Annotated in this window: 22 protein-coding genes, 1 tRNA gene and 1 pseudogene; 7 read left to right on the forward strand and 17 right to left on the reverse strand. The window is 59.4% G+C overall.

Translation table 11 applies throughout. The annotated features are described in order from the left end of the window. Positions 1-7: 7 nt before the first annotated feature. The 3 genes from pstB to phoB are packed head-to-tail and all read left to right on the forward strand — an operon-like array spanning position 8 to position 2,216. Complete coding sequence (gene pstB, locus H7847_RS21445; RefSeq protein ID WP_227271537.1) at positions 8-805, forward strand: phosphate ABC transporter ATP-binding protein PstB; 798 nt, start codon at positions 8-10, stop codon at positions 803-805. Positions 806-812: 7 nt separating this feature from the next. Next, positions 813-1,520 (forward strand): phosphate signaling complex protein PhoU, encoded by a 708-nt coding sequence (gene phoU / locus H7847_RS21450; RefSeq protein WP_406676030.1) that lies wholly within the window; start codon positions 813-815, stop codon positions 1,518-1,520. 6 nt (positions 1,521-1,526) lie between these two features. After that, positions 1,527-2,216, forward strand: coding sequence for a phosphate regulon transcriptional regulator PhoB (phoB, locus tag H7847_RS21455; protein ID WP_227271539.1), 690 nt, complete (start codon positions 1,527-1,529; stop codon positions 2,214-2,216). On the opposite strand, the pseudogene H7847_RS21460 reads toward phoB, so the two are convergent. Then, positions 2,202-2,551 (reverse strand): annotated as a pseudogene (locus H7847_RS21460) (3-keto-5-aminohexanoate cleavage protein); the annotation flags it as partial. The gene phoB and the pseudogene H7847_RS21460 sit on opposite strands and share 15 nt — an antisense overlap. A gap of 264 nt (positions 2,552-2,815) precedes the next feature. On the opposite strand from H7847_RS21460, the gene aroQ reads away from it, so the two are divergent. Continuing rightward, the gene (gene aroQ / locus H7847_RS21465) at positions 2,816-3,259 is read left to right on the forward strand and encodes a type II 3-dehydroquinate dehydratase (RefSeq protein WP_227271540.1); all 444 of its coding nucleotides are present in this window, start codon (positions 2,816-2,818) and stop codon (positions 3,257-3,259) included. Between the two features lie 66 nt (positions 3,260-3,325). On the opposite strand, the gene H7847_RS21470 is transcribed toward aroQ, so the two are convergent. The 3 genes from H7847_RS21470 to rpsB form a co-directional block, all read right to left on the reverse strand. After that, entirely contained in the window at positions 3,326-4,168 is an 843-nt protein-coding gene (locus H7847_RS21470; RefSeq protein WP_227271541.1) for a hypothetical protein, read from the reverse strand. 208 nt (positions 4,169-4,376) lie between these two features. Further along, on the reverse strand, positions 4,377-5,252 hold the full coding sequence (tsf, locus tag H7847_RS21475; RefSeq protein WP_227271542.1) for a translation elongation factor Ts: 876 nt from the start codon (positions 5,250-5,252) through the stop codon (positions 4,377-4,379). A 79-nt stretch (positions 5,253-5,331) separates the two neighbouring features. Further along, the gene (rpsB, locus tag H7847_RS21480) at positions 5,332-6,126 is read right to left on the reverse strand and encodes a 30S ribosomal protein S2 (protein ID WP_227271543.1); all 795 of its coding nucleotides are present in this window, start codon (positions 6,124-6,126) and stop codon (positions 5,332-5,334) included. Between the two features lie 291 nt (positions 6,127-6,417). On the opposite strand from rpsB, the gene H7847_RS21485 reads away from it, so the two are divergent. Continuing rightward, positions 6,418-7,005: a PA14 domain-containing protein gene (locus H7847_RS21485; protein WP_227271544.1), complete on the forward strand. Its 588-nt coding sequence runs from the start codon at positions 6,418-6,420 to the stop codon at positions 7,003-7,005. Positions 7,006-7,023: 18 nt separating this feature from the next. On the opposite strand, the gene H7847_RS21490 is transcribed toward H7847_RS21485, so the two are convergent. The 3 genes from H7847_RS21490 to H7847_RS21500 all read right to left on the reverse strand — a co-directional run bounded on the left by H7847_RS21490 (position 7,024) and on the right by H7847_RS21500 (position 8,905). Then, complete coding sequence (locus H7847_RS21490; protein WP_227271545.1) at positions 7,024-7,836, reverse strand: lysophospholipid acyltransferase family protein; 813 nt, start codon at positions 7,834-7,836, stop codon at positions 7,024-7,026. Beyond that, complete coding sequence (locus H7847_RS21495; protein WP_227271546.1) at positions 7,833-8,597, reverse strand: GNAT family N-acetyltransferase; 765 nt, start codon at positions 8,595-8,597, stop codon at positions 7,833-7,835. Before H7847_RS21495 ends, H7847_RS21490 begins: the two co-directional genes overlap by 4 nt. A gap of 125 nt (positions 8,598-8,722) precedes the next feature. Then, positions 8,723-8,905 (reverse strand): DUF3553 domain-containing protein, encoded by a 183-nt coding sequence (locus H7847_RS21500; RefSeq protein WP_227271547.1) that lies wholly within the window; start codon positions 8,903-8,905, stop codon positions 8,723-8,725. 28 nt (positions 8,906-8,933) lie between these two features. Between H7847_RS21500 and H7847_RS21505 the strand changes: the two genes are divergently transcribed. After that, entirely contained in the window at positions 8,934-9,530 is a 597-nt protein-coding gene (locus tag H7847_RS21505) for a histidine phosphotransferase family protein (RefSeq protein ID WP_227271548.1), read from the forward strand. On the opposite strand, the gene H7847_RS21510 is transcribed toward H7847_RS21505, so the two are convergent. The 10 genes from H7847_RS21510 to H7847_RS21555 form a co-directional block, all read right to left on the reverse strand. Beyond that, on the reverse strand, positions 9,527-10,783 hold the full coding sequence (locus tag H7847_RS21510) for a glutamate-5-semialdehyde dehydrogenase (RefSeq protein WP_227271582.1): 1,257 nt from the start codon (positions 10,781-10,783) through the stop codon (positions 9,527-9,529). The two genes, H7847_RS21505 and H7847_RS21510, sit on opposite strands and share 4 nt — an antisense overlap. Before the next feature lie 51 nt (positions 10,784-10,834). Continuing rightward, positions 10,835-11,941, reverse strand: a complete 1,107-nt coding sequence (gene proB / locus H7847_RS21515) for a glutamate 5-kinase (RefSeq protein ID WP_227271549.1) — start codon at positions 11,939-11,941, stop codon at positions 10,835-10,837. Then, positions 11,929-12,963 carry a GTPase ObgE gene (gene obgE / locus H7847_RS21520; protein WP_227271550.1) on the reverse strand — a complete coding sequence of 345 codons (1,035 nt, stop codon included), beginning with the start codon at positions 12,961-12,963 and terminating at the stop codon, positions 11,929-11,931. Before obgE ends, proB begins: the two co-directional genes overlap by 13 nt. A gap of 35 nt (positions 12,964-12,998) precedes the next feature. Next, positions 12,999-13,535 carry a GNAT family N-acetyltransferase gene (locus tag H7847_RS21525; RefSeq protein ID WP_227271583.1) on the reverse strand — a complete coding sequence of 179 codons (537 nt, stop codon included), beginning with the start codon at positions 13,533-13,535 and terminating at the stop codon, positions 12,999-13,001. Positions 13,536-13,537: 2 nt separating this feature from the next. Then, positions 13,538-14,140, reverse strand: coding sequence for a LysE family translocator (locus H7847_RS21530; protein WP_227271551.1), 603 nt, complete (start codon positions 14,138-14,140; stop codon positions 13,538-13,540). Further along, positions 14,137-14,637, reverse strand: coding sequence for a GNAT family N-acetyltransferase (locus H7847_RS21535; RefSeq protein WP_227271552.1), 501 nt, complete (start codon positions 14,635-14,637; stop codon positions 14,137-14,139). The genes H7847_RS21530 and H7847_RS21535 overlap by 4 nt, the downstream gene beginning before the upstream one ends. Before the next feature lie 95 nt (positions 14,638-14,732). Beyond that, positions 14,733-15,002 (reverse strand): 50S ribosomal protein L27, encoded by a 270-nt coding sequence (gene rpmA, locus H7847_RS21540; RefSeq protein ID WP_195820307.1) that lies wholly within the window; start codon positions 15,000-15,002, stop codon positions 14,733-14,735. An 11-nt stretch (positions 15,003-15,013) separates the two neighbouring features. Then, positions 15,014-15,679: a 50S ribosomal protein L21 gene (locus tag H7847_RS21545; protein ID WP_227271553.1), complete on the reverse strand. Its 666-nt coding sequence runs from the start codon at positions 15,677-15,679 to the stop codon at positions 15,014-15,016. Between the two features lie 187 nt (positions 15,680-15,866). Beyond that, positions 15,867-16,676: a DUF2059 domain-containing protein gene (locus H7847_RS21550; RefSeq protein WP_227271554.1), complete on the reverse strand. Its 810-nt coding sequence runs from the start codon at positions 16,674-16,676 to the stop codon at positions 15,867-15,869. Between the two features lie 2 nt (positions 16,677-16,678). After that, positions 16,679-17,518, reverse strand: a complete 840-nt coding sequence (locus H7847_RS21555; protein ID WP_227271555.1) for a DUF2059 domain-containing protein — start codon at positions 17,516-17,518, stop codon at positions 16,679-16,681. A 642-nt stretch (positions 17,519-18,160) separates the two neighbouring features. Here H7847_RS21555 and H7847_RS21560 point away from each other — a divergent pair. Further along, positions 18,161-18,250, forward strand: a tRNA-Ser gene (locus H7847_RS21560). The last annotated feature ends 135 nt before the right edge of the window (positions 18,251-18,385 follow it).

Consider the following 18,385-nt stretch of genomic DNA (forward strand, 5'->3'; position numbering starts at 1 on the left):
ACTGACCATGAATGACATGAGAATACTGGAGAGAGACGTGGACGCAAAGGCCATCAAGATCGCGGCGAGAAACGTGCAGGTCTTCTACGGAGACAACCATGCCATCAAGGATGTCGATGTCGATATCGAGGACAAGACCGTGACGGCCTTTATCGGACCTTCCGGGTGCGGCAAATCCACCTTTCTGCGCTGTCTGAACCGGATGAACGACACGATTGATGTGTGCCGCGTCGAAGGCGACATCGCGATCGACGGCGAAGACATCTACGACAAGCGCGTGGACCCGGTGCAACTGCGCGCCAAGGTCGGCATGGTCTTTCAAAAGCCCAATCCGTTCCCCAAATCGATCTATGACAATGTGGCCTACGGCCCGCGCATTCACGGTCTGGCCCAGAACAAGGCCGAGCTTGACGAGATCGTGGAACACTCGCTGCGCAGTGCGGCGATCTGGGATGAGGTCAAGGACCGGTTGAGCGCGCCGGGCACCGGCCTGTCCGGCGGCCAGCAACAACGCTTGTGCATTGCGCGCGCCGTGGCCACGCAGCCCGAGGTTCTGCTGATGGATGAGCCCTGTTCTGCGCTTGACCCCATTGCCACAGCGCAGGTGGAAGAGCTTATCGATGATTTGCGGCAGAACTTCTCGGTTGTGATCGTGACCCATTCCATGCAGCAGGCCGCGCGGGTCAGCCAGAAAACCGCCTTTTTCCACCTCGGCAATCTGGTGGAATACGGCGAAACCGGCACGATCTTTACCAATCCCGTGGACCCGCGCACCGAAAGCTACATCACTGGCCGTATTGGATAAAATGATGATTGAAGATCAACATATCGCCTCCGCCTTTGATCGTGATCTGGAAGCGATCCAGGCTCAGATCATGAAGATGGGCGGCCTCGTGGAAGCCGCGATCCGGCTTGGGGCGGAATCGCTCGATACCCGCGACGAGGATCTGGCGGAGAAGGTGCGCAAGGCGGATAAGGCCATCGATGACCTGGAAGAGATGATCAACGAAGAAGCCGCCCGCGTGATCGCTCTGCGCGCGCCGACGGCCAGCGATCTGCGGCTCATTCTCAGCGTGATCAAGATCAGCGCCAACCTTGAACGCATTGGCGATTATGCCAAGAACATGGCCAAGCGCACCGGTGTGCTCGCGCAGATGGCGCCTGTCAATGACAGCACCAGCGCACTGCGGCGGATGGCGCGCGAGGTCGAACTGATGCTCAAGGATGCGCTTGACGCCTATGTGCAGCGCGACGCGGAACTGGCGCTCGATGTCATCACCCGCGACAGGGACGTGGACCAGATGTACAATGCGTTGTTCCGCGAATTCCTCACCTTCATGATGGAAGATCCGCGCAATATCACTGCCTGCATGCATCTGCATTTCATCGCCAAGAACAATGAACGGATGGGCGATCACGTGACCTCGATTGCCGAGCAGGTGGTCTATCTTGTGACCGGGGAACACCCCGACGAGCCCCGCCCGAAAGCTGATAAAACGTCAATGGTTGCCAAGGGATAATCGCTCATGTCTGCTGATCAACCCCGCGTTCTGGTTGTCGAAGACGAACCGGCGCAACGCGAAGTGCTGGCCTATAACCTCGAAGCTGAGGGCTTTGCCGTCAGCCGGGCAGAAAACGGAGAAGAAGCTCTGGTGCTGGTCGATGAGATGGCCCCGGACGTGATTGTGCTGGATTGGATGATGCCGAACCTGTCGGGTATCGAGGTTTGCCGTCGGCTCAAGATCAAAAGCGAGACCCGCAGCATTCCGGTGATCATGCTCTCGGCCCGCTCCGAAGAAGTGGACCGCGTGCGGGGACTGGAAACCGGGGCGGATGACTATGTCATCAAACCTTATTCGGTGATTGAGCTGATGGCGCGGGTCCGCAGCCAGTTGCGGCGTGTCCGACCGGCGGCCAGCGGCGAGCGGCTGGAGTTCGAAGACATCGTTCTGGACGCCACCAGTCACCGCGTCAACCGCGGCGAGAGCGAATTGAAGCTTGGGCCCACGGAGTTCCGGCTGCTCTCCACTTTCATGGAAAAACCCGGCCGGGTGTTTTCGCGCGAACAGTTGCTGGATCGGGTCTGGGGCCGCGACATCTATGTGGATACCCGCACGGTAGACGTCCACATCGGCCGCCTGCGCAAGGCCCTGACGCAGCACGGCGGCTCGGATCCGCTGCGTACGGTGCGTGGTGCCGGATACGCGCTGGGGTAGGGTTCTCAGACCGCAATTTGCCTCAGAATCCGGTCTCAGCGGCAGCATGCCACCCCGTCGGTGCCTGCGCCGAACCGACGGCCCGTGGAGAACTGGATAATCATCACCGGACAATGCTTTTCCAATCCTGCCTTGAGGGCTGCGAACTTCTCAGGATCGGACGAGGGCGTCTCATCCTCGTTGCGCAGATGCGCATGACAGATCGCGGCACCGGCTTCAAAAGTTTTCTGCGTACTTTCGATCTGTTCAGCAACCGAGATCGCGACCGCCGGATTTGCAGCCTTGGTCGGAACAGACCCGGTGATTGCTACACAGAGAATACAGGGATCTGACATGATTTTTGCTTTCTTTCAGCTGTTTGGCGCGGCATATTCAACCCCGCATCTCAGTCTAAAACACCTCATAGGTGATATCAAAGCAGATCAAGCTCGATTCACTGCCCAATTATTTACATAATCATGATTATAGACCTTATTGTAGTGCCTCCTGTAGCAGCCAAGCCGCAACCCGATGGGATCTCTTGGCCCCTGCTGCGCAACGCTGGACAAGACCCAAAGCACGATGTCTATGCAGGATAAAACAACACGCGGGACGATACCATGCCATCTGTGCTGATCTTGAACGGACCGAACCTCAATCTGCTGGGCACACGGCAGCCTGAGGTCTACGGCACCACGACGCTGGATGACATCGAGGCTCTGTGCGCCCACCATGGCAAAGCGATCGGTCTTGACGTTTCCTGCGCGCAATCCAACCATGAAGGCGCGTTGGTGGACGCAATTCATGCGGCCCGCGGCCTGCACAATGGGATTATTCTGAACGCTGGCGCTTACACACATACGTCCATCGCGCTGATGGATGCCATCGCCTCGGTTGAGTTGCCGACAATTGAACTCCATCTCAGCAACGTACATGCGCGCGAAGAATTTCGGCATAGATCCTATATCGCCCGCGTGGCGATTGGTGTGATTTGTGGGTTCGGCGCTCAGGGCTATGTGCTTGCGATGGACGCGCTCAAAGCGCATCTATCACATGAAGTTTAACCGACATATATCTGATTTTGAATATAAAAATAATGCCTCACTCAAGCGCCCAGCCCTGAGCGACGCTTAAAACTGCTCCATCGCTGTTATCTGGGCTGTCAGATCATCGCTCAAAACAGACAGGCGCAGCTTGGCATCATCGGCGACGTATGCTTGCGATTTCAGATTGTCCAACAGCGTCGAAAAGTCGTTCCAGGTCATCTTGATCGCTTCGAGCTGTGCCCGCTCGGCACCCTGCGCTTGTGACAGCGCGGCATTCAAGGCGGTTGTAAAAGCATCCTCCGTCATTTCGAGGCTTGCAAGGTTGGTCTCGGCTGAGATGCCCCGCAAGACAAGACAGGCCTCTTTCGTCACCTTCTGTACCCGCATTTTCTGCAGGAGAATCTCGCTGGTAGCCTTTTGCACATCGGTTTGAGTTTCTGACCCACCGGCAATGAAAATGCTATGGATGTCTTTCAACAGAAGATGCACTTCGGGCTCCAGCGTCATGACCTGCCGCAGTGGTACCGCATGAAAGTCTCCCGCAGACACCTGCTGCAAAGCGGCGGCCAATGTCCCCCAATGGCTGTCCAGCTCATCGAGTTGACTGGCCACACCCGCGACGGGATTGCCTGCCTGGATCTCCGCCCGCAACGTCTCCAATGCCAGTTTCATCTCTTGCACGGTCTTGGATACCCGCCCGCCAAAATCCTTGCCTTTGATGCCCGCCATCTTGAAGCACGCGTCTCGCTTCATCCCATGGAGCTTGGTTTTCCTTTCGATCATCAGATGTACATGATCGACCGGCGCCTGCTCGGTTGTGACAGGAGTGAACATGGACGTATCGAGTGTCTGCGGCGCCCCTGCACTCAGACTTGTGCCACATGCAAAAACAAACGCCGCGACCACGGATGCACTCAGTTTATTCATCTCTTTACTCCAAAATACCGAAAATTTGTTGAAAGCCGTAAAACATAATGATCGATCATTAACCAACTGTTATTTATATAAAATAGACTTAAAATATACCTTAAAATCTAATGATGGGGCTACCCTCATTGAGGCCCTGGCAGGCGATAAAAAAAGGGCGCATCGCTGCGCCCCCGTTAACAGTTTAAATAGTGTTCGACCGGTTGGGTCAGCCTTTGGCGGCTTTCGCGACCTCTGCGGCAAAGTCTTCCTTGACGACTTCGATGCCTTCCCCGACTTCGAGACGCACAAAACCCGTGATGGTCGCCCCCGCTTCCTTCGCCGCCTCGCCCACGGTGAGGTCCGGGTTCACAACGAAAGACTGATTGACCAGCGTCACTTCGGACATGTATTTCTTCATCCGGCCCACGATCATTTTCTCGATCACCTGCTCCGGCTTGCCGCTTTCGCGCGCAATCTCGATCTGAACCTGCTTTTCCTTTTCCACCACAGCGGGGTCGAGGTCATCCTCTGACAAGGACGCAGGGTTCACCGCCGCAATGTGCATGGCGACCTGCTTACCAAAGGCTTCATCGCCGCCCGACATGGCAACCAGCACACCGATCTTGCCCATGCCGGGGGCAGCCGCATTGTGCACGTAAGACACCACGGTGTCGCCCTCAATTGAGGACATGCGCCGCACAGACATGTTTTCGCCAATTTTGGCGATGCTGTCTGTGACCACGGTTTCCACCGATTTGCCGCCCATGTCCGCGGCCTTGAGCGCGTCCACATCGGATACCGACAGCGCCACCTCGGCAATGCCGGAGACCATGGATTGGAATTCGGCGTTCTTGCCCACAAAATCGGTCTCGGAGTTCACTTCCACCGCGACACCGCGGCTGCCCTGGACCTTGACCGCCACAAGGCCTTCTGCTGCCGTGCGACCGGATTTTTTGGCCGCCTTGGCCAGACCCTTGGTGCGCAGCCAGTCGATCGCCGCTTCCATATCGCCGTCTGTCTCGGTGAGCGCTTTTTTCGCGTCCATCATACCTGCGCCCGTGCTGTCACGCAGCTCTTTGACCATAGATGCTGTGATCGCCATCTCAGGTTCTCCTTTTGGAAACATTAAAGTCTTGGGGCAGGTTATCCCCTGCCCCCTGTGTCATGCGTGTGACAAGCGCTCAGGCTTGTGCTTCCTCGGCCGCAGCTTCGGGGGCTGGGGTTTCGGCAACGGCTTCTTCGACCGGGGCTTCTTCCATTTCGCCCAGATCGACGCCGGCGGCCCCCAGCTGCGCGGACATCCCGTCGAGCGCCGCGCGCGCGGCCAGATCGCAATAAAGTGCTATGGCCCGCGAGGCGTCGTCATTGCCGGGGATGATGTAATCGATCCCGTCGGGAGAGCAGTTGGTGTCCACGACAGCCACAACCGGAATGCCCAGCTTGTTGGCCTCGGCCACGGCAAGCGCCTCTTTTTTGACGTCGATGACAAAGATCAGGTCCGGACGCCCGCCCATTTCGCGGATACCGCCGAGGGAGGCCTGCAATTTGCCTTGGTCACGCTCCATGCCGAGGCGCTCTTTCTTGGTCAGCCCTTCAAAACCGCGCTCGGATTGCTCATCGATGGATTTCAGCCGGTTGATCGACTGCGACACGGTCTGCCAGTTGGTCAGCGTGCCGCCGAGCCAGCGGTGGTTCATGTAGTATTGTGCGCATTTCTCCGCCGCGTCCGCGATCGGCTGGGCCGCCTGACGCTTGGTGCCGACAAACAGAATGCTGCCGCCCTTGGCGACGGTGTCACGGATCACCTGCAGCGCCTGATCCAGCATCGGAACGGTCTGCGTGAGGTCCATGATGTGGATGCCGTTGCGCGCGCCATAGATAAATGGCCCCATGCGCGGGTTCCAACGCTGCGTCTGGTGGCCGAAGTGTACGCCTGCTTCAAGCAATTGGCGCATGGTGAACTCTGGAAGAGCCATGTCAGTATACCTTTCCGGTTTTATCCTCGGCGGGGGCATGACACTGTTTTGTCGTTTCGGTGCCAACCGGCGGACCTTTGAGGATGTCTCCCTCAATAGGCCCAAACCCCGCCTGCGGGTTTCAGTGAGCGCGCTATAAGCCAGAGTGCCCTTTGCCGCAAGAGTGGAATCGCACAAATACCCGCGGATTTTGGGGATGGAACCATAGCCGCTCTTGCCAGTTGGGTTTTCAGACACCTAAACTGTGCACAATGGCTGGAAAAAGCCGAAAACCAACAACTGGGATGTATCATGAAGAGACTTTTGACTGCTGTTGCGCTGTCCTGCGCCGCTTTGACCCCTGACATGATTTTGGCGCAGGCGGTGACCTTGCAGCCGGCCGATCCGCAGCCTTCCGCAGGCGATCTGGCCCCGGGCCTTGCGGTCAGTTACGCCACGATCCCCAGCAGTGTCCGCACGCTTGAGCAGGCAAAACAGGCGCTGGAAAAACGATCAGATCCCGGCGCCCCGATTGCCGGCCTGACATTCGAGGATACCAATGAGGGCGACAGCGTACTGACCTCCGCGCGGTCTGAACGGGTGGCTGCGGATATCTCGGGCTATATCAAATTCGACCGCGCCGGGGCCTATACACTGGATTTTCTCAACAACGACGGCATGCAGATTTTGATCGGCGGACAGGAAGTTGGGTTCTATGACGGTATTCACAGCTGCGGTTATGCCGGAGAGATCGAGGTCACCGTGCCCGAGGCAGGCTACTACCCGCTTGAGGTGAGCTACTTTCAGCGCAAGGGCACAGCCTGCCTGATGATGGAATGGGGGCCTGACAGCGATGGCCTCGAAATCGTGCCCGACAGCATCTTTTTCCACAGGCCCTGAACATCGATCTGCGAGCGTTTAGTGGCCGGATCGAACAGCCCGCTCCGCCGCTGCGGCGAGCGTTTTGCGGCTGTCAAAGGCGGCCACCGCCAGTGGCGGATGGTAGGCCACGTCGACGCTCCCCTGGCGCGGCGCGGCCAGCACGGCCAGCAAATGCGGGCCGAAATCCATGTCGCCCCACCACCCGTAAAACCGTGCATCACGGTCCTCCGGGGCATGATATCTTAGGGAAACCGGCTGCACCTGCATCTGCGCGCGCAAATTCTGCGCAAAGAAAGCGGCAAAAAGTGTTGTTTTAAAAGGCAGAACTTTGGTTCCATCGCTGCTGGTACCCTCCGGGAAGAACAAGAGTCGGTGCCCTGCCCCCAACCGCGTCTCGAAAAGCCGGGCCTGATCGGCAGCCTTGCTACGGGTCCGTTCAATGAAAACCGTCCCGGTGGCGCGCGCCAGCCAGCCGATGCCGGGCCATTCGGCAACATCCGCCTTTGACACGAAATAGACGCGTTTGAACGCGTTGAGCACAAAGATATCCAGCCAGCTTGAATGATTGGCAACCACCGCCCCCGCCTCTGGCGCAAAACGCCCCCGCAGCCGCAGCTTTATCCCAATGACGCGCAGCGCGGTCCGGCAGACAAAGACCGTGATCGCGGGCGTGATCGGACGGCGCGGGTCGAAAAGCGGCCGCTCGATCAGGCGCAGCATCAGCAGCACCAAAAGACCGCCAAAAACCAGAACACCCAGTGCCGTGCCTTTCAGGATCACGCGTGCCCATCCCGCAGCCGTGATCGCATTGCGCGGCGGCGGCTTGTCACCATACCAGGTGGTGCTCACCGCGCCTCCCCCTGATACAGGCGCGCGCGCCGTTCGTTCATCTTGCCGGTGTCGAGCACGAGGCACACGTCTGTGGTGTTGAACGCGTGATCGATAAAGGCCCCCTCGCCCACAAAGCCACCCAGCCGCAGGTAGGCCTTGATGAGCGCGGGGATCTGCAGCATCGCGGCGCGCTTATCCAGCGCGGCATCGGCGATCAGGTCCATCCGCTGAAAGGCGTCGGGCTGGGCCCTGACCCGCAGTGCAGGCGGGGCCAGATGACGATGGTGCAGCAGGGACAAGGGCGCGGCCAGCCGGGCAATGTCGGTGCCATGAAAGCTCGCCACGCCAAAGAGGATCTCGATCTCATGTTCCGCGATATAGGCTGCCAACCCGTTCCAGAGGTGAAACAGCGCCATCCCACCCCGGTAATCCTTGTGCAGGCAGGACCGCCCCAGCTCCAGCACCTTGCGGCCCGAGCGCATCAGCGGTCCAAGGTCGTATTCAGCCGCCGAGTAAAACCCGCCCGCCGCCTCTGCCTGATCGCGGCGCATCATCCGGTAGACCCCGGCCAGTGCGTCTCTTGCTGTATCAGTCACGATAAGATGGTCAAAATACGGGTCGAATCTGTCCCGCTCCAGCTTTCGGTCGTGATCGACCAGATGACCGCCACCGCCCAGTTCCTTGACGAACACGTCGTACCGCAGACGTTGGGCGGCCTCCAGTTCTTCGGGTGAGGTGGCGAGCTTGACGGCGAATGAAGGCGCAGAAGAAACAGTCATTTAACGGCCCTTACTGTCCAAAAACCCGACGCAGGCGCCGGTTTTGCAAAGACGCCAGGAAAATCACGGGAAAGAGAAGCAGCTTTACAATCGCCACGTGCGCGTTAACCATTTGGAAAGGATGTTCATTCATCAAAGACAGCAAGCAAGGAAACCCGGGCGCTTTCAATGACGATTTTCCCCTCATCCCGAAAGTTCACGGTCAACTTGCCACCGACGTTACTCTGGACTTGTCCGATGCCCCATTCGGGGTGGTCCGGATGCCGGACCAACATACCCGGAGAAAATATGGCGTTTAAATCTTCCATCTTACCCTTTTCGCGCAGGAGACCATGAATGGGCCAGAGCAACATAAACCTTGGTGCTCTGATCGGCAGCCGCATCTGCCATGATCTGATATCCCCTATTGGCGCAATCAACAATGGGCTGGAGCTTTTGGATATGTCCGGCGGGGCCCCTGGCCCCGAGATGGACCTTATCCAGGAGAGTGTCGGCAACGCCAGTGCGCGCATCAGGTACTTTCGCGTGGCCTTTGGCGCGGCCGGCGAGCAGATGATGGGCCGGGCCGAGATCATCTCGATCCTCAAGGATGTGATGCAGGGCGCGCGCCTGGATGTGGCCTGGGGTCCGATGGATGCACAGCCCCGCTCCAGCGTCCGGATGGCGTTTCTCGCGCTCTTGTGTGTCGAGACCGCGATGCCTTACGGCGGGCGGATCGAGATCAGCCAAAGCGACGGGCATTGGCTGTTGCACGGTCAGGCGGACAAGCTCAATATCGACCAGTCGCTCTGGGATATCCTCGCCACCAAGGAGGCCCCCTCCGATCTGCGCCCCGCACAGGTTCAGTTCGCCCTGCTACCCCTGATCGCTGGGGACGCAAGACGCCGGGTCATTACGGAGATCACCGAGAGTGAGGTGAAACTGCGCTTTTAAGGGCGCAGTGTCCCGTCACCGGTCACGAGGTATTTGAAGCTTGTCAGCTGCGCCGCGCCGACCGGCCCGCGCGCATGCATCTTTCCCGTAGCAATGCCGATCTCGGCCCCCATCCCGAACTCACCGCCATCGGCAAATTGCGTCGAGGCGTTGTGCATGATGATTGCGGAATCAAGCTCCGCCATGAACCGGCGCGCCGCGGCGAGGTCTTCGGTTAAAATGCAGTCGGTGTGATTTGAGCCATAGCGCCGCACGTGATCCAGAGCCGTGTCCAGATCAGGCACGACGCGGGCGGCGATGATCATGTCCAGATACTCCCGGCCCCAGTCGTCCTCGGTCGCGGGCAGCACCCCTTCGATGCCGGTCAAAGCCGAGTCGCCCCGTACCTCGACACCCGCCGCCAGAAGCTGGCGCACGACGGTCTGTCCGATGGTATCGGCCACATCCTGATGGATCAGCAGACATTCCGCCGCGCCACAAATGCCCGTGCGCCGGGTCTTGGCGTTCATCACAACGCGCGCGGCCTTTTCAGGGTCCGCCGCCGCGTCAATGTAGATGTGCACAATACCTTCCAGATGCGCAAAGACCGGCACGCGGGCTTCCCGCTGGACCAGCCCGACAAGCCCCTTCCCCCCCCGCGGCACGATCACGTCGATGCTGTCGGTCATGGTCAACATCTCGCTCACGGCCGCCCGGTCGCGTGTGGGAACAAGCTGGATCGAGGCTTCCGGCAGGCCCGCATCCCGCAGACCGCGCAGCAGACAGCCGTGTAACGCCTTGGAGGAGTGAAAACTCTCGGACCCGCCGCGCAGGATCACCGCGTTCCCGGCCTTGAGGCACAGGGCCCCGGCATCGACCGTCACATTCGGGCGGCTTTCGTAAATGACACCCACCACCCCTAGCGGCGTGCGGACCCGCTGAATGTGTAACCCGCTGGGCTGGTCCCATGCGGCCATCACCTCGCCGACCGGGTCCGGCTGCTCCGCAACAGAGCGCAACCCGTCAATGATACTGCGCAAACGGTCTTCATCCAGCATCAGCCGATCCAGCATCGCAGCACTGAGGCCCTTGGACCGGCCATACTCCAGATCCTGCGCATTCGCCGCCAGAATTTCGGGGCGCTCGGACCAGATGGACTCTGCAGCGGAGATCAAAGCGGCGTGCTTGCGCTCTGCCGTGGCCACGCTCAACTGCTGGGCCGCCGCTTTGGCCGCCGCACCAGCCCCTGCCATCATCTGCGGAATATTATTCATATCTTTCAACGCCCTACCCTCCGCATTTAAAGTTTTCCAACCCTGTTGTGCCTACAATGCCATATCGTCCCGGTGGATCAAAGCCGCCCGCGCCGGATAGCCCAGCACAGCTTCGATCTCATGCGATTTCCGACCCAGAATGCGCGTGGCCTCTTCCGCGGTATAGCGCGCCAGACCATGCCCCAGCGTATGTCCGTCGCTGTCGGTGATCGCAACCGCGTCCCCCCGCTGAAAACCGCCGGAAATAGCCGCAACACCCGCCGGCAGCAGGCTTTTACCCGCCTTTAACGCCGCAATTGCCCCGGCATCGAGGCTGACCGTCCCTTTCGGTTTCATCGCCGCGATCCAGCGTTTGCGCGCGGCCTGAGGATCGGTATCCGCCGTGAACCAGGTGGCAGCGGCCCCGTTCCCCAAAGCCCGCAGCGGATGCAGCACGGAGCCTTCGGTGATGGCCATCGTACAGCCAGCCGCTATGGCGATCTTGGCGGCCATCAGCTTGGTCTTCATCCCGCCCTTGGAGAGACCGGACCCGGCGTCCCCCGCCATCGCCTCGATCTCGGGGGTGATCCTATCGATCAAGTCAAACCGTCTTGCCGCCGGATCCAACGCAGGGTTGGCCGAATAAAACCCATCCACATCCGACAGCAGCACCAGCTGATCCGCCCCGACGGTCGCGGCGATCTGGGCCGCCAGCCGGTCGTTGTCTCCAAAACGGATCTCATCGGTGGCAATCGTGTCGTTTTCATTCACAATGGGCACAACACCCATGCCCAGTAACTGCTCCAACGTGGCGCGGCTGTTGAGATAGCGGCGTCGGTTCGCGCTGTCGTCCAGCGTCACCAGGACCTGCGCGGTGGTGATCCCATGCGGAGCGAGACCTTCCTCATAGGCGCGGGCCAGCCGGATCTGCCCCACGGCGGCGGCAGCCTGCGACTGCTCCAGCGGAAGATCGGCGGCGGAGAGGTTCAACACCCCCCGCCCCAGCGCAATCGACCCCGAGGAGACAATCACCACATCAATGCCGAATGACTTGAGCCAGGCGACATCCTCCGCCAGAGAGACCAACCACTTTTGCCGTAAATCGCCCGCATTCCGATCCACCAACAGGGCGGAGCCGATCTTGATAACGACCCGGCGGGCCTGCGTCAGGGACGCCACGGTTCGTCCTCCTCGACAGGTTTCTGGCGCAGGCGATCCTCGGTGATCTGCCGCCGCAAGGCCCGGAGCACATCGGTGACACCATCACCGGCGACCCCGGACATCATCATCACATGCTGGCCACTCAGCTTTTCTAAATATTTACAAGCGCTTTCGCGTGCTTCTTCATCTATAGCATCAATTTTGTTCAACACCGTGATGCGTGGTTTATCGGCCAATCCGCCGCCATAGGCTTCCAGTTCCGCGAGAATGGTGGTGTAATCCTCCGCCACCGTTTCGGACGTGCCATCCACGAGATGCAGCAGAACGGCGCATCGCTCTACATGACCCAGAAACAGATCCCCAAGACCGCGGCCCTCGGACGCGCCCTCGATCAGCCCCGGAATATCGGCCACGACGAATTCCGCGTTATCGACCCCCACGACGCCCAGGTTTGGATGCAGGGTGGTAAAGGGATAATCCGCGATCTTGGGGCGCGCATTGGAAGTCGCGGCCAGAAAGGTCGACTTGCCGGCATTGGGCAACCCGAGCAATCCGACATCCGCGATCAGCTTGAGGCGCAGCCACAAGGTGCGTTCGACCCCGTCCTGCCCCGGATTGCTGCGCCGCGGTGCCTGGTTGGTGGCGGACTTGAAATGCAGGTTGCCAAAGCCCCCGTTGCCCCCGCGCGCCAGTTGCACCCGCTGGCCAACCTCGGTCAGGTCACAAATCACGGTTTCCTGATCTTCGTCCAGGATTTCCGTGCCCACGGGGACGCGCAACACGATATCATCGCCGTCCTTGCCGGTGCGTTGCCGTCCCATGCCCGGCTGGCCGTTCTTGGCAAAAAAGTGCTGCTGGTAGCGGAAATCGATAAGGGTGTTCAGCCCGTCCACCGCCTCCGCCCAGACCGAGCCGCCGGTGCCACCGTCGCCGCCGTCCGGCCCGCCATATTCGATGTATTTTTCACGCCGAAAACTGACGCAGCCGCCGCCGCCCGCGCCGGAGCGGATGTAGACTTTGCACAGATCAAGAAACTTCATCGGGGCTTCCTAGCGTAAGCGGCGCTGCGGCTCAATCACAGTTTTTTCAGATAGGTCCAGGTGGGCACGGTTGTATCCCGCGCCACGCTGAAGCTTTCGGCATCCCCGAGATATTCAAAGCCGCAATGGGTCAGCACCCGCGCGGAAGCCGGGTTGTCCTGAAAGACACTGGCGAAAATGGTGTTGTTTTGCAACGGGTTCGCCTCGATCAACGCCTGGACCGCGTCAGAGGCCAGACCGGTATTCCAATACGCTGGCGCCACCCAATAGCCGATTTCTGACTGTGCACGGTCCATCCGCTCCAGAGAAATCAGCCCCATCAACTCGCAGGCGTCCGATTTTGTGCCGTCAATGGCCCAGACGTCTTCGTCGCGGGTATCCTGCAGGGCGCGGTTGATAAAAGCTTCGGTCCTGCCGGGCGGCAAAGGATGCGGGATCGAGGTCGTCATCCGTGCCACGCGTTCGTCACCGCCATAGAGCTCGATCAGCCCCATGTCCGAGCGCCGCAAGGGCCGCAGATCAAAGCGCTCCGTTTCTATCACCGCCTGAACGGGTATTTTCTTCATTTCCATCGTCATGTCCCTCCTCCGAACAGTACGAATAGGACCGAAGCGACGGTCAACGCCGCAAGGGTCCACATAAGATATGGTTCCAGTGCCGTCCCAACCACGGTTCTGGCGATTGCCTCACCTGTAAGTGTCCACAGCGGATGCAGCAGAATCTGGCAGCCGAGCAATACCGCCGCAATGGTTGCCGTTGCCTCAACAACCGGTGTGCCGGGGGCGACAAAAGCGGTGAACCCTCCAACGATCATCGCCCAGGCCTTTGGATTGAGCGGATGCACGATCAGCCCCGCCACAAAGCCCGGCGCCTCACCCGCATCGCGCGTCTCGCCCAGACGCAGGTTGGCGACCTTCCAGGCGAGCCAGATGATATAGGCCGCCGATACGTACTTGAGCGCTTCAAAGACCCATGGGGCCCGTGCGGCCAATTCCATCAAGCCAAATCCCACGGGCCAGATCACCAATTGCTTGCCGAGCGCCACACCGGCCACGAAAGGCAGTGCGGCGCGAAACCCAAAGCGCGCGCCCGTGGCCATCAGGGCCATGTTCGCAGGACCCGGTGTGCCCACCTGCGAGGCCGCAAAGATCGCAAAGCTGGTGACGGCGACGCTCATGATGCCGCCCGCCATGTGCTTTGTGACAGTGTCATCTTTTGCAACGTGACCACAGAATTCAACGCGAGACACACCGCCTGCTCGCGTCGGGTTGGGCGAAACCCGAGCTTTGACAAAACACCGGCGGAGGCACTGTTGCCCAGCATATAGCCTGACTGAATGGGGTCACTGGTCGCTTCAAAATAGCGATCCACCAGCGCTGTTGCCGCCTCAGAGGCATAACCTTGACCCCAGAACGGCTCCCCCAGCCAATAGCCCAACTCCTCGCCAATCGAACAGCATCCGATCAGATCACCGACGTGGGTCACGGCGAAAACCATATCATCCGCGGCATGCCGGGCAAAGAAGCTGCGGGCATCTTGCGCTGAATAAGGATGCGGTACCCGCGTCAACCATCGGGACACGGCCAGGTTGCCGATCAGCTCCGCCACGCACGCGGCATCTGCGTCCTGAAAGGGACGCAGTACAAGCCGGTCGGTATGGATGCAGTTCGACATCGTTCTGGGCCTAACACTTCGGTATGGCAAAAATGAGAAAGGGGACCGGCGGTGTCGCCGATCCCCCTGAATGTGTCATTTCCTTGGGAAAGGGCTTATTCAGCGGCCTCCGCCACCGGCAGGACCGAAATAAACGTACGGTTTTTCAGACCCTTGTGGAAGGTCACGGCACCGTCAACGGTCGCAAAGATCGTGTGATCCTTGCCCATGCCCACGCCTTCGCCCGGCCAGAATTTGGTGCCGCGCTGACGCACGATGATGTTGCCGGGGATGGCCGCCTGGCCGCCATAAAGTTTCACGCCAAGACGACGGCCCGCCGAGTCGCGACCGTTGCGGGATGAACCACCTGCTTTTTTATGTGCCATTTGGTCTCTCCTTAGCCTTTGGCCAGTTCTTTGGCCTGTTCGATCCAGCCTTCACGCTCGATCCGGCCTTTGAACGACAGTTTCTCGTCCATAGCAGCTACGTCCGCGTCGGTCCATGCTGCAATCTGCGCAAAGGAGGTCACACCGCCTTCGATCAGCTTTTTCTCAAGCGCCGGGCCGACCCCTGACAGCTTTTTCAGATCATCCGCGCCAGCGTCTGCCTTCGGGGCCGCTTTGGCTTTCGGGGTCTCTGCCTTGGCCTCGGTTTTCTTGGGCGCCGTTTTCTTGGGGGTTGCCGCCTCGACCGCTTTCGCGGAGACAGAGCCCGCGCCCATCGCCGCCTTGACACCGGATTTACCCGCGCCCGACGCAAGAATGTCGGTGACCTTGATCAGCGTCAGCTTTTGACGGTGACCCTTGGTGCGCTTGGAGGAATGCTTCCGGCGGCGTTTGACGAAGTTGATGACCTTCTCGCCCTTGATCTGATCGACGACTTCGGCCTGCACACCGGCGTCTTTCACAAAAGGTGCGCCCACAACGGGGGCCTCCCCGCCGAGCATCAGAACTTCGTTGAATTGTACTGTCTCACCTGCGTCTGCAGCAAGTTTCTCGACGCGCAGCATATCGCCCGCCTGAACCTTGTACTGCTTGCCGCCGGTTTTGAGGACCGCAAACATGGTATTTCCCTTTTTCAACCGCGTTCTGTGGTCCCCAGATGCATGGGCGTTTCGGCCGCGCGGCCACCTCGAACAGCGCACCCCGCCAAGGGTGTGTATGAATTAAAAAGAGGCCCGACGATCCGGACCCTTCTTGATGAAGCCGCCAGATGCACCAAAGCAACCGGCTTGTCAAGCATCTACCCCCCTAGATTTCATCGCCCGCCGCATTCAGCGCAACCGCGCGGCCCAAGGCATAGGAGAGGTCGCGGTACACGGTCTCAAACCCTTCAAAAAGCGCGGCGTTCAGCGCCTGCCCCTCGGGGCTGGCAGAATAGTCGACATAGGCTTGCATGTCTTCCAGCGGCAGGGGCTGGTAGGCCATCAGTAAAAAGCCATGCAGCCAGCTTTCGGTGTCCGTCCGAATGTCGTCCTGCTGGGCCCATACCTCGTCCAGAATATCCGCGTCAGAGCGGCGCATGAAACGACCGTCTGACAGCCCTTTGTAGAACTGGTAGTTGGCGCTCATCGCGCCGCTGACGTTCCGCTCCAACAGATCATTGACGTCGATATAGTGTGAAACCAGCTGCACAAGGGGGCCGTCGCTGTCACGCAAGGACTCATATATTTCGCGGGCCGCTTCATCGACCTCCGGGTCGGCCATGGCGGTGCGCGCGGCATTCTCCAGCCTCACGATCCGTGTGCCGCGCTCCGAAGTGAAAAATGCCAGCGCCGCTTCGATCTCTTCTTCCTCGAGCCCCGCTTCCAGGGCGGCGCGCACCGTTTCCTCGATCCGCTCGGCGTCATAGATGCGATCAACCTGGCTGGTCCAGAAGGCACCGCCCTGCCCGTTCAGCATGTCGGCGTCCAGCGTCTGCGCGTAGCTCAGCCCTTCGGCCCGCAAGATGCTCACGACCTCCGTCACCTTCAGCGCATCCATCAACAGCGTGACGCGCGCATTGGCCCAGGCCGGCAGCGCGCTGACCGACAGGCAGATCGCAAGGCAGAGGGCGCGCATCGTCAGAGCTCCTGACTGGGGCGCAGCTGGCTCATCGACAGCGCGATTTCTTCATAGCGATCGGCCATGATCTCAAATTGGACCGCGTTCATCAGCGCATAGACCTCCTGCATTTTCGGGTCCTCAAGCGCATCCGCGTAAGCACTGATCTCCTCATCGGAAAACGATTGATAAGTATAGGCAGAGGAGGCAAGCCCATTGATCTGCATGCTCCGCCGCAGTTCACCTTCCTGCCGCTTGAGGCTTTCGCGCAGGTCCGCCTCATCCATCTGCAATTCAATCACGCCCGCTGTTGCAGCCGCCATCAGGAACCGCACCTGCACTTCGTGTATCGCATGAACAGAGGCATCTTCGGAGCCAACCGCCGCATTCAGGCGCTTTAGCTCTTCCAGACGGGGCGAGCCGATCTGGACAAGCCCCGCGACAATCGCCTGCCCGCTTTCGCTTTTCAGCTCTTCATCCTCTTTCATATGAGACGCGTTTTCCGCCACCACGAGACGCCGTCCCAGACCAGAGGTGTAGAACTCCACCGCATGCACAAGCAGGTCGTCGTCAAGCGTCTCGGACAGGATATCGATGGCCATATCGTGCATCAGATCCGGGTCAAAAACCTCATCCACGAGGGTGGTCCATTGCAGACCGAAATCATCCGCCTCAAGGCCGATCATGGCCGGGGCGGTGCTCGCCGTCAGGCGGATGCTCTCAAGCGCGACATCAAAGCCGGTGGCCTCCAGAAACGCCTCCAACCGGTCGTTGCTTTGCGCGACCACGGGCTTAGCGACCGTCAAGCAGACAGCACAAAAAGTGAGTATCAGCATTCCTGCCCGAGCCATTGCCGTCATCTTCGCCTCCTGATTCAGCGCGATTTTCCGCCTTGGCACCAAGATTAAGCCAATTATCTTTCCGAGCAATGAAATTTCCCGTGTATGCGTTCAACCGGCCATTCCCCTCTTGTCAGAGCGCAAAAAGGGGGGCCAAACCTGCCGACCCGAGCCGGCGCGCAGAACGGCCAACCAACGCGGTTCCTAAACCGGCCAATATCGCTTCAAATCAATCTCTTACTGCCGAGAGCCCCTCAGAGCGTTGCGAAAACGTTTCAGGAGGGATTGCAGCCGGAAACGACCGCAGACCGCCGCTTCTGATGTGTTTTCTCCATAGCGGCGCTAGCGTCATTGCTGGGCACGGTCGACGCAAAAGCGACGTCTCAAGGGCTTTGGCAGACCAGGTTCATTAACAGCCAAACACGACGACCCAAAGGAAGCCCCCCCTGCCCCAGATAATTCCCTTCTGCGAGGGCAAAAAGGCGGCAAGCTGAGCTGCACCCCCTAATGATCGGTTTTAAAAGATACCGAAGAAGGCTGCGGCGATCCCGGACCAAAAGGAACGAAACAAAAACAGACCAGAGCGTGAATCTCTAAAACTATCTTTAAAACCAAGAAACGGTCTTGCAGGCAAAAAAGGAAAAGCGTAGTGCAATCAATGGAGGAGAGGTGCCGGAGTGGTCGAACGGGGCGGTCTCGAAAACCGTTGTGGGTGCAAGCCTACCCAGGGTTCGAATCCCTGTCTCTCCGCCATTACCCCTTGATTTCATTGAGTTTTGTCTCAAAGAGACAACTCAACCCATGTTCGAACCCATGCTTCGAAATTGGGTTCATACGGACATATGACGGGTTCTTGCTCACGAAGACGTGACCGCATGTCGCAGCACG

The organism is Roseobacter weihaiensis (assembly GCF_020622345.1).
Classification (GTDB): domain Bacteria; phylum Pseudomonadota; class Alphaproteobacteria; order Rhodobacterales; family Rhodobacteraceae; genus Roseobacter; species Roseobacter weihaiensis.

What these genes read in the sequence shown, in the direction of transcription:
- pstB (WP_227271537.1), top strand. Translation starts at nt 8, where the DNA reads ATGAATGACATGAGAATACTGGAGAGAGACGTGGACGCAAAGGCCATC.
- phoB (WP_227271539.1), top strand. Translation starts at nt 1,527, where the DNA reads ATGTCTGCTGATCAACCCCGCGTTCTGGTTGTCGAAGACGAACCGGCG.
- aroQ (WP_227271540.1), top strand. Translation starts at nt 2,816, where the DNA reads ATGCCATCTGTGCTGATCTTGAACGGACCGAACCTCAATCTGCTGGGC.
- H7847_RS21470 (WP_227271541.1), bottom strand. Translation starts at nt 4,168, where the DNA reads ATGAATAAACTGAGTGCATCCGTGGTCGCGGCGTTTGTTTTTGCATGT.
- tsf (WP_227271542.1), bottom strand. Translation starts at nt 5,252, where the DNA reads ATGGCGATCACAGCATCTATGGTCAAAGAGCTGCGTGACAGCACGGGC.
- rpsB (WP_227271543.1), bottom strand. Translation starts at nt 6,126, where the DNA reads ATGGCTCTTCCAGAGTTCACCATGCGCCAATTGCTTGAAGCAGGCGTA.
- H7847_RS21485 (WP_227271544.1), top strand. Translation starts at nt 6,418, where the DNA reads ATGAAGAGACTTTTGACTGCTGTTGCGCTGTCCTGCGCCGCTTTGACC.
- H7847_RS21495 (WP_227271546.1), bottom strand. Translation starts at nt 8,597, where the DNA reads ATGACTGTTTCTTCTGCGCCTTCATTCGCCGTCAAGCTCGCCACCTCA.
- H7847_RS21500 (WP_227271547.1), bottom strand. Translation starts at nt 8,905, where the DNA reads ATGGAAGATTTAAACGCCATATTTTCTCCGGGTATGTTGGTCCGGCAT.
- H7847_RS21505 (WP_227271548.1), top strand. Translation starts at nt 8,934, where the DNA reads ATGGGCCAGAGCAACATAAACCTTGGTGCTCTGATCGGCAGCCGCATC.
- H7847_RS21510 (WP_227271582.1), bottom strand. Translation starts at nt 10,783, where the DNA reads ATGAATAATATTCCGCAGATGATGGCAGGGGCTGGTGCGGCGGCCAAA.
- obgE (WP_227271550.1), bottom strand. Translation starts at nt 12,963, where the DNA reads ATGAAGTTTCTTGATCTGTGCAAAGTCTACATCCGCTCCGGCGCGGGC.
- H7847_RS21525 (WP_227271583.1), bottom strand. Translation starts at nt 13,535, where the DNA reads ATGGAAATGAAGAAAATACCCGTTCAGGCGGTGATAGAAACGGAGCGC.
- H7847_RS21530 (WP_227271551.1), bottom strand. Translation starts at nt 14,140, where the DNA reads ATGAGCGTCGCCGTCACCAGCTTTGCGATCTTTGCGGCCTCGCAGGTG.
- H7847_RS21535 (WP_227271552.1), bottom strand. Translation starts at nt 14,637, where the DNA reads ATGTCGAACTGCATCCATACCGACCGGCTTGTACTGCGTCCCTTTCAG.
- rpmA (WP_195820307.1), bottom strand. Translation starts at nt 15,002, where the DNA reads ATGGCACATAAAAAAGCAGGTGGTTCATCCCGCAACGGTCGCGACTCG.
- H7847_RS21545 (WP_227271553.1), bottom strand. Translation starts at nt 15,679, where the DNA reads ATGTTTGCGGTCCTCAAAACCGGCGGCAAGCAGTACAAGGTTCAGGCG.
- H7847_RS21550 (WP_227271554.1), bottom strand. Translation starts at nt 16,676, where the DNA reads ATGCGCGCCCTCTGCCTTGCGATCTGCCTGTCGGTCAGCGCGCTGCCG.
- H7847_RS21555 (WP_227271555.1), bottom strand. Translation starts at nt 17,518, where the DNA reads ATGACGGCAATGGCTCGGGCAGGAATGCTGATACTCACTTTTTGTGCT.